This is a genomic window from Bartonella sp. DGB1 (genome assembly GCF_041345015.1).
In the GTDB taxonomy this organism is placed as follows: Bacteria; Pseudomonadota; Alphaproteobacteria; order Rhizobiales; family Rhizobiaceae; genus DGB1.
The window spans coordinates 1389604-1398791 of sequence record NZ_CP166769.1 but is presented as its reverse complement, the minus strand read 5'-3'; the positions used below and the strand labels follow the sequence as shown (position 1 = coordinate 1398791).

Here is a 9188-nt window from a genome sequence, read left to right as displayed (position 1 = left end):
AAATATACAAGTATATTTTTTAAAGGTAGGTGTAAAAATATCTTCATTGTTAGAATTAACTATCTTATTTGTTTCAAACATATTATACCTAATATATATTATTTAAATTATTTTACTTTAGCTAAGTTAATAGCTTATTAATTATAGTTAAATTATAATATAATTTTATCTTGTGTTTTATTTTCGCGACAATGAATTATGCAAAAAATTTATAATAATATTTCACCAACTAGTAATTACGATATAATTATATCAGGTGCATCATATACAGGTCAAACTTTAGCTATAGCAATTAAGCAAGCTTGTCCATTTTTAAAAATCTTATTAGTAGAATCTCGTGCTAACAATATTTTTAGTGATAGAAGATCATCTTCTATCAGTCCGTTAGTAGTTAATATGTTCCAAGCTTTAGATATTTGGTCAACGGTTGCTAGTTATGCACAGCCTGTTAAAAAAATGATTTTAACAGATTCTCTATTATCTGATCCTATTCGCAGCAAAATTTTAACGTTGGGTGATAATGATGAGGAAATATTATTTTACATGTTGCCTAACATTAATTTATTAAATATTTTGCAAGAAAAGCTCAAGGAGCATCAAATAGATATCCTATATAATAATCAGATTACTAGTTTTAGTCAAAATATATCTGGTGTTAATATTCTGCTTAAGGATAATCAAAAATTATTCAGTAAAATTTTAATAGCGGCCGATGGTAAAAATTCTAAGTTGCGCGAAATAGGAAATATTAATATTTGTTCTCATAATTATAAACAAACAGCCTTAGTTTTTTCTATTGAACATAAGTTGCCGCATAATGATACTGCAATTCAACATTTTTTAAATGAAGGCATTTTAGCAATATTACCCTTGATAGGTAATAGGTCTTCTGTTGTTTGGAGTCTATCACAACAAAAAGCTACTAATTTATTAACACAATCATCTTTCTTTTTTAAAAAATATTTTGAAAAATCTTTAGGTAAACAGCTAGGTAATATAACTATTGATAGTGATATTCAAAAATTTGATTTATCTCTAATGTTAGCTAATGAATTTGCTAGGTCAAATTTTTATTTGGTAGGAGATGCAGCTCATTCTATTCATCCTCTTGCCGGACAAGGGTTGAATCTAGGTATGTATGATGTAGCTTTTTTAGCGGAATTGCTTGTGCAACAAGTAAGAGTAGGGTTAGATCTTTCTTCTGGTTTATTAGCCGAATCTTATCAAGCTTCAAGAAGATTTGATTGTTTATCTATGGCTGCTGTAACTCATTCTATTAATAAAATATTTTCTACTGAAGCCTCAGTAATTCAAACTTTACGTGATGTAATGTTTAAATTTGTCGATAATAATGAAAAATTAAAATATTTTTTTACAAAAGAAATGGGGGAGGTTAACATTGACATGCCAAAGCTATTACAAGGTGAGAAATTATAATAACTTCTAAATTTAGTCAATATGGATAACTAAAATCATATAGAGTAAAATTGTCTATCAGTTAATTTAAAACTAATATCGCAAAATTATTATAAGTTAAGTAATTACAAGTCTATCTAAAATTATTGAGATAGATATACAAGGTCATGCAGTTTAAAGTGATATAAGTTTAAGTGATATAAGTTTAAAGGGAATATTTATTCCCTTTAAAAGTTAATTAATGTTGTCTTTCAACTAACATATTTTTGATATTAGCAATTGCTTCCGCAGGATTTAAACCTTTAGGACATGTTTGAGTACAATTCAAAATAGTGTGACAGCGATATAATTTAAATGGATCTTCTAATTTATCTAGTCTATCACCAGTATTTTCGTCTCTAGAATCAATTAGCCAGCGATAAGCTTGTAATAAGACTGCAGGCCCTAGATATTTATCGCCATTCCACCAATAGCTTGGGCAGGAGGTCTGACAACAAGCACACAGAATACATTCATATAGACCATCTAGTTTGTGTCTTTCTTCTTTGCTTTGCAACCATTCTTTTTGTGGTTCAGGCGATACAGTTTGTAACCAAGGTTCAATATAACGATGTTGAGCATAGAATTGTGTTAGATCTGGTACTAGATCTTTTACTACTGGCATCGAAGGTAAAGGATAAATTTTTATAACTCCTTCAAATTCATCCATACCTTTTGTACAAGCTAAACTATTACCACCGGCAATATTCATTGCACAAGATCCACAAATACCTTCACGGCATGATCTCCTTAAGGTGAGTGTTGGATCAATGTTATTTTTTATCCATAATAATGCGTCTAAAATCATTGGTCCACAGTCATCAGTATCTACAAAATATGTATCTAAGCGTGGATTTTGATCATCATCTGGTGACCAACGATAAATCTTAAATTCCCGTAGATTAGTAGCACCTGCAGGCTTTTCCCATGTTTTACCTTCTTTAACACGAGAATTTTGCGGTAAGGTTAATTGTACCATTATGTTCTCCTTTTAGTAAACACGTGCTTTAGGTGCAATGCGACTAAGATCAATGCCACCATCTTCTTGTTTTAATAGGGGTTCTGTATGAACAGGACGATATGATAATGTTACTTTACCATTTTCATCAACGCGAGATAATGTATGTTTACGCCAATTTTCATCATCACGATTTGGATAGTCTTCTCGAGCATGCGCTCCACGACTTTCAGTTCTTGCTTCTGCTGAATAGATGGTAGTAATAGCATTACTCATTAAATTATCTAATTCCAAAGTTTCCATTAAGTCAGAATTCCAAATTAAAGAATTATCTGTTACTTTGAGGTCGTTTCTTTCCTCCCAGATAGCAGATATACGCTGACAACCTTGTTTTAAAGATTCTTCAGTACGGAAAACAGCAGCATCTTCTTGCATAGCTCGTTGCATTTTTTCACGTAGTCGACTAGTAGGAATATCACCATTAGCAAATCTACGTTGATCAAAACGATGTAATATTTTTTCTACTTCGTTATTATCCATTTTTGGATATGATTCGTTTTTATTGATAATTTGTGAAGCTTTGATAGCTGCAGCGCGACCAAAAACTACGAGATCAATTAAAGAATTAGAACCTAAGCGATTTGCTCCATGTACAGATGCACAGCTAGCTTCACCAACCGCCATTAAGCCCGGTTGAATTGCATCAGGATTAGAGCTGGTCGGGTTTAATACTTCGCCCCAATAATTAGTTGGAATACCGCCCATATTATAATGCACAGTAGGTAATACAGGGATTGGTGCTTGTGTTACATCTACCCATGCGAAAATTCGAGCAGATTCAGATATACCCGGTAATCTTTCATTTAAGATAGCTGGATCAATATGATCTAAATGTAAATAAATATGATCTTTATTTTTTCCTACTCCACGTCCTTCACGTATTTCCAGTGTTATACATCTAGAAACCACATCGCGAGAAGCTAAATCTTTATATGAAGGTGCATAGCGTTCCATAAAGCGTTCCCCTTCAGAGTTCACTAAATATCCACCTTCACCTCTTGCACCCTCGGTTATTAAACATCCAGCACCATATATACCAGTAGGATGAAATTGTACAAATTCCATATCTTGTAAAGCTAAACCAGCTCGTGCAACCATGCCGTTACCATCACCAGTACATGTATGTGCAGAAGTAGCGGAAAAATAAGTTCGACCATATCCACCAGTTGCTATAACTACCATTTTAGCATTAAATCTATGAATGGTACCATCATCTAAATTCCACGCCATAAGTCCGGTTACTATGCCGTCTGTCATAATTAGATCAAGAGCAAAATATTCAATAAAAAATTGAGCATTATGTCGTAAACTTTGACCATATAGAGTATGTAAAATAGCATGCCCAGTTCTATCTGCAGCAGCACATGTGCGTTGTACAGGAGGACCATTACCATATTCAGTAGTATGACCACCAAAAGGACGTTGATAAATTTTACCTTCTTGAGTTCTCGAGAATGGAACACCATAATGTTCTAATTCATAGACAGCGGCAGGAGCTTCTCGAGCTAAATATTCCATTGCATCCACATCACCTAACCAGTCAGAACCTTTTACAGTATCATAGAGATGCCATTTCCAAGAATCTGGTCCCATATTGCCTAATGATGCAGCTATACCACCTTGTGCAGCTACAGTGTGAGAACGTGTAGGAAAAACTTTAGAAATACATGCAGTTTTTAAACCTTGCTCAGCCATACCTAATGTTGCACGTAGACCTGAACCGCCAGCTCCTACAACAACAACATCAAATTTATGGTCAATTATTTCATATGCACGACCGTTGATGTTAGGGGCGCCAGCTATATTATTTAATGACATAAATTAACCTCCTAAGCTTAATTTAATTATGGAAAAAAGACAAATTATTCCTAAAGTGAGAGAGAAGAAATTATTGAGAATCAATAAAATTATTTTTAATAAATGACCATGAATATAATCTTCTATAACCACTTGTAGCCCTAATTTCATATGATACAAACCGCTTATTAGCATTAATGATAATAAAATAGCTACGCAAGGAGAAGCAATTATTGCTTTTATTTCTTGGTCTGATTGTCCGGTGAAGCTGATTAGTAAAAAAATAAACCAGATAAATAAAGGTATATTTGCTACAGCGGTTAATCTTTGTAACCAAAAATGTCTAGTTCCTGACTTGGCAGTACCTAGCCCGCGAATTTTATTTAGAGGAGTGCGCATGTCTTTCATGGTGATTCCCTATTTTATGATGTAAAAAGTAAGCCACAGAATTAGTGTGCTAAATAGCGATGCTGATATAGTTAGCAACGCAGCTTTATTAGCTAAGTGTTTTTCTAAGGAAGCAGGGCAGATATCCCAAACTAAATGGCGAATTCCACCAAACATATGTTGTAATAAAGCAAAACTATAGCCAAATAAAATTATTTTACCAAAAATGGAATTATAAATATAATTTACACATTCAAAATAATTACCGCCTGCAGCAAGAGCGAAAAGCCAAATAGTAACAAATAAAGTGCCAAAATAAAGTGCCACGCCAGTAAGACGATGTGATAATGACATCCACATAGTTATTGGCCATTTATATATAGTAAAATGAGGAGAACGGGGACGTTCTTTTAAAGGAGATGGTTTCGTCATTATAGCTCCTATCTTCAACTTTGAATATTAATATTAATCTTAGTAATAACCTAAGATTTTATATTTTGTCAAAGCGGAGTTAAGGTCACGCCCACAAATAAATTCTTACATTTAGATACTCTTGTTTTTTGTCTGCGTCAAAAACTTTTTATAGATATCCTAAAGAAATAATATATTCAACTAATTATAGTTAAAATTATTTCTATAAGTTACAAAAAGATTTCGGCTAAAACTATTTTAGCCGAATTTTCATTTAAACGCGAGAAAAAATTATATTTTTAAGATTTTTTAATTTTTGTTAAACGACGGTAATCTTTTTTCTCTGGAATACGAGCAGCTTTACCGGTTAATCCACGTAGATAATATAATTTTGCTCTACGAACACGACCACGACGAATCACTTCTAATTTTTCTATCATAGGTGAATATATTGGGAACACACGCTCAACACCTTCACCGTAAGAGATTTTGCGCACAGTAAAACTTTCGTTTAAACCAGCTCCTGAGCGTGCTATACATATACCTTCATAAGCTTGGATACGTGTACGTGCACCCTCGGTTATACGGACAGATACTCTGACTGTGTCACCTGGACGAAATTCAGGTAATTGGCGCTTTGCTTGAATTTTTTGGCATTGTTCAGCATCTAACTGTTCAATAATATTCATTGAATTATCCTTTATCTTTTCAAATAGTCAGAGCGCTATATATTACAACTATTAGTTTTCGTAATATATATCATATCAAGATATAGCGATGGCACTATTTATATATTTAGGCAAATAGAGTTATCTTTTATTCTATTTTTTTATAAAAATCAATAATCTTTCTTAACTTAATGTTGTTTTTTATATTTTTCCCATAGATCCGGTCGTCTTTCTTTAGTGATTTTAAAAGACATTTGTTGCCGCCATTCAGCTATCTTTTTATGATCTCCTGATAGTAAAATTTTAGGTATTTCTTTATCTTCAAATAGAATCGGACGAGTATATTGCGGATATTCTAATAAATTTTCTTCAAAAGTCTCTGAAATAGCTGATTTTTTATTGCCCATAACTCCAGGTAATAGTCTAATTATCGCATCTAGTAAAATTAGAGCGGCTCCTTCGCCTCCTGATAAAATATAGTCACCTATTGATATTTCTTCTATATCTCTGCTATCTATCAAACGCTGGTCGATTCCTTCAAATCGTCCGCAGATCAATCTTATTCCTGTTCCTTGTGATAATTCTTTCACTCGTTGCTGTGATAGCGGTTTACCCCGGGGCGTTAGTAAAATTAAAGGTCTATTATCATTGTTAGACTGTTGGTTGCTATCGATAGCTTTTGCTAAGATATCTGCTCGCATGACCATACCAGCACCACCTCCAGCAGGTGTATCATCTACGTTGCGATGTTTATCTATGGCAAAATCTCTAATAGGAATTATATTTAAATTCCAGATATTTTTTGTTTTAGCTTTACCTGCTAGAGAATAATTAAGATATCCAGGAAACATTTCTGGATAGAGAGTAATTATATCTACTGCAAAAGACATAATTAATTATTCCTTATTTGATTTTTATCGTTAGCAGTATTGTTTTTGTCTAAATCTATTTCAATATTTTCTAGATTTATACAAATGAAACCAGATTTTATATTAACTGTTGGAACAGTGGATTTAGAAAAAGGAATTAAAATAGTTTTATTAGATGGTAATTGTAATTCTAATATGGTTCCTGCACCAAAGTCATGCAAGGCTTTTACAGTGGCTATAGGCGCTTTTTCTTTTTCGGCAAATACATCTAAACCTATTAAATCACTATAATAAAATTCATCTTCTTGGAGATTGTCATCTAACTGTGAGCGATAAATATATAAATTTGTTCCTTTTAAGGTTTCAGCTGTGGTTCTATCTTTAATATTTTCGAATGTTGCAATAATATTTTTGGGGGTTATATTTAACTTATTGAGGTTAAATATAACTTTATCTTTATCGTGAAATATTTTAAATTCTGATAAAGCCTCGGGGCTTGAAGCGTAACTTGTTAAGGTCACAGCGCCATGAATAGCGTGACAGCCTGTAATTTTAGCTATTAGAATAGATTTATCGATTACCATAATTCTGCTTATATGTTATATTATAAATTAATATCGTGTAAATCTATAATAATTTTCTATTTAAATAAAGTGTAAAATGACTTTCTTTTCTACAGAAATCCAAAAAGCTAGACAGGCATGGTTATCATATCTTATGAATGTTAGTCGTTTGTCTTCTTGTACTATTTCTGCTTATGAAATTGATACGCGGCAATTTTTGTCATTCTTACAGAATCATAAAGGCAAGCAAATTACCTTGCAGGAGTTAGAGCTTTTAACTTTAGTCGACTTTCGTGCTTTTTTAGCTAGGAGACATGCTAAAGGCATAAATGCGAATAGTCAACGTAGATTATTAGCTGCATTACGTTCATTCTTTATGTTTTTAGATAAAAGATATTTTATAAAAGTTCCAGCTATAGATCTGGTTAAACCCCCTAGACAGAAAAAAATCTTACCAAAGATATTGGATGTTGAGAAAACTAAACAATTAATTTCTATTGATTCTCAGTTGGAAAAAGCAAAATGGATTGAATTACGAAATATAGCTATATTAACTTTATTATATGGAACTGGACTTAGGATATCTGAAGCTTTACAGATTCGTGTTAAGGATCTTTTAGGAAATGAAGCTAGTATTAGGATTACTGGTAAAGGTGGAAAAGTGCGTATCTTGCCAATTTTACCAATAATCCATCAACTTATTGCTGATTATAAGTTGCATTGTCCTTATCCTTTAATAGAAGATTCACCTTTATTTGTAGGTGTTAGGGGAGGAAAATTACATGCAGGCATTGTGCAAAGATTTGTTAGAGATTTACGGGATAGATTGCAATTAAATAAATCAATTACACCCCATGCTTTAAGGCATTCTTTCGCTACGCATTTACTTTCTGGAGGAGCTGATTTAAGGTCAATACAACAATTATTAGGGCATTCCAGCTTATCGACTACACAAATTTATACACAAATAGATATGCAGCAGACGAAACAGATATATAAAAAATTACACCCTAGATCCTAATTTGTTATTTTCTTCTGGTGATTCTAGTTTTAATGAGACTGCATGTAAGCTGTCCTGCATTTCTTCTGCTAATATTTTATAAATTAACCTTGATCGAGTAATTTTATTCATGTTGTTAAAATAATCACTAATGATATGGATATGGAGATGAGTTATAATATCTTCAGTGTTGTTTTTTTGCGGGTTTCCTAGGTGATGTTTATGTTTATTACTGTCATTAATTATTTTTATACTTACGGGGTTTAAGGTCTTTTTAAGTTTGTCTTCTATTGATTGTATAGTAATCATTTTATAATTCTTTCGATAAATTGCTATAAAGACTTTTAACAGATTTAAAATTATGATACTACAGAATCATGAAATTCAGTTCAAAATATTTTGATAGCATAAAAATTGGTGCTAATAAAAAAAATAAAGCAGAAATTAGTGGCAAACAAATTTGCCAATGGGAAGGCTGTACTCAGGAAGCGCCATGTAAAGCGCCGATGGGGCGTGCTAATGAAGGTAAATATATATACTTTTGTTTGGAGCATGTTAGAGAATATAATAAAAACTTTAATTATTTCTCAGGCTTATCTCAAGCAGAAATATCTAAATATCAACGTGATGAAACCGTAGGACACAGACCAACTTGGTCTAGTGATGAAAAGATCTTAAAAGCAGGAACAGCTCAAGATTTCTCTCGAATCCCTTCAGGATCCGCGTCCTATCAAAATAAAATAAGACAGATTATGGGCATAAAGGGCAAAGTTGGTGTTAGTAACATAGTAGCACGTAAATTAAAGCCCTTAGAAAAAAAGGCTTTTAACACTTTGCAGTTGGATATTAATGCGAGCTCAGACCAAATTAAAGTTAAATATAAAGAATTAGTAAAAAAATATCATCCAGATACTAATGGTGGTGATCGTTCTACTGAACAATTATTTGTTGATGTAATGGCTGCTTACAAGGTATTACAAAAGGCTGGTATAATAAAATAAGAATATTTATTATACTAAT

10 protein-coding genes and 1 pseudogene are annotated in these 9188 nt (G+C 32.4%); 3 read left to right on the top strand and 8 right to left on the bottom strand.

Features of this window, described 5'->3' with window-relative positions; all coding sequences use genetic code 11:
• Positions 1–198: 198 nt before the first annotated feature.
• Positions 199–1437, top strand: a complete 1239-nt coding sequence (locus AB6T46_RS06945) for an FAD-dependent monooxygenase (protein WP_370931411.1) — start codon at positions 199–201, stop codon at positions 1435–1437.
• A 217-nt stretch (positions 1438–1654) separates the two neighbouring features.
• Here the strand turns inward: AB6T46_RS06945 and AB6T46_RS06940 are convergent, their stop codons facing one another.
• The 7 genes and pseudogenes from AB6T46_RS06940 to rimM all read right to left on the bottom strand — a co-directional run bounded on the left by AB6T46_RS06940 (position 1655) and on the right by rimM (position 7189).
• Positions 1655–2434 carry a succinate dehydrogenase iron-sulfur subunit gene (locus AB6T46_RS06940; protein WP_370931410.1) on the bottom strand — a complete coding sequence of 260 codons (780 nt, stop codon included), beginning with the start codon at positions 2432–2434 and terminating at the stop codon, positions 1655–1657.
• A 12-nt stretch (positions 2435–2446) separates the two neighbouring features.
• Positions 2447–4291: a succinate dehydrogenase flavoprotein subunit gene (gene sdhA, locus AB6T46_RS06935; RefSeq protein ID WP_370931409.1), complete on the bottom strand. Its 1845-nt coding sequence runs from the start codon at positions 4289–4291 to the stop codon at positions 2447–2449.
• Between the two features lie 3 nt (positions 4292–4294).
• The gene (gene sdhD / locus AB6T46_RS06930) at positions 4295–4678 is read right to left on the bottom strand and encodes a succinate dehydrogenase, hydrophobic membrane anchor protein (RefSeq protein WP_370931408.1); all 384 of its coding nucleotides are present in this window, start codon (positions 4676–4678) and stop codon (positions 4295–4297) included.
• A 9-nt stretch (positions 4679–4687) separates the two neighbouring features.
• Positions 4688–5089, bottom strand: a complete 402-nt coding sequence (gene sdhC / locus AB6T46_RS06925) for a succinate dehydrogenase, cytochrome b556 subunit (RefSeq protein ID WP_370931407.1) — start codon at positions 5087–5089, stop codon at positions 4688–4690.
• 302 nt (positions 5090–5391) lie between these two features.
• Positions 5392–5757, bottom strand: a pseudogene (gene rplS / locus AB6T46_RS06920) (50S ribosomal protein L19); the annotation flags it as partial.
• 167 nt (positions 5758–5924) lie between these two features.
• Positions 5925–6626, bottom strand: a complete 702-nt coding sequence (gene trmD / locus AB6T46_RS06915; RefSeq protein ID WP_370931406.1) for a tRNA (guanosine(37)-N1)-methyltransferase TrmD — start codon at positions 6624–6626, stop codon at positions 5925–5927.
• A gap of 2 nt (positions 6627–6628) precedes the next feature.
• Positions 6629–7189: a ribosome maturation factor RimM gene (gene rimM, locus AB6T46_RS06910; protein WP_370931405.1), complete on the bottom strand. Its 561-nt coding sequence runs from the start codon at positions 7187–7189 to the stop codon at positions 6629–6631.
• Positions 7190–7265: 76 nt separating this feature from the next.
• On the opposite strand from rimM, the gene AB6T46_RS06905 reads away from it, so the two are divergent.
• On the top strand, positions 7266–8189 hold the full coding sequence (locus AB6T46_RS06905) for a tyrosine recombinase XerC (RefSeq protein WP_370931404.1): 924 nt from the start codon (positions 7266–7268) through the stop codon (positions 8187–8189).
• On the opposite strand, the gene AB6T46_RS06900 is transcribed toward AB6T46_RS06905, so the two are convergent.
• On the bottom strand, positions 8172–8477 hold the full coding sequence (locus AB6T46_RS06900) for a BolA family protein (RefSeq protein WP_370931403.1): 306 nt from the start codon (positions 8475–8477) through the stop codon (positions 8172–8174). The two genes, AB6T46_RS06905 and AB6T46_RS06900, sit on opposite strands and share 18 nt — an antisense overlap.
• 68 nt (positions 8478–8545) lie before the next feature.
• On the opposite strand from AB6T46_RS06900, the gene AB6T46_RS06895 reads away from it, so the two are divergent.
• Positions 8546–9169: a J domain-containing protein gene (locus tag AB6T46_RS06895; RefSeq protein WP_370931402.1), complete on the top strand. Its 624-nt coding sequence runs from the start codon at positions 8546–8548 to the stop codon at positions 9167–9169.
• The last annotated feature ends 19 nt before the right edge of the window (positions 9170–9188 follow it).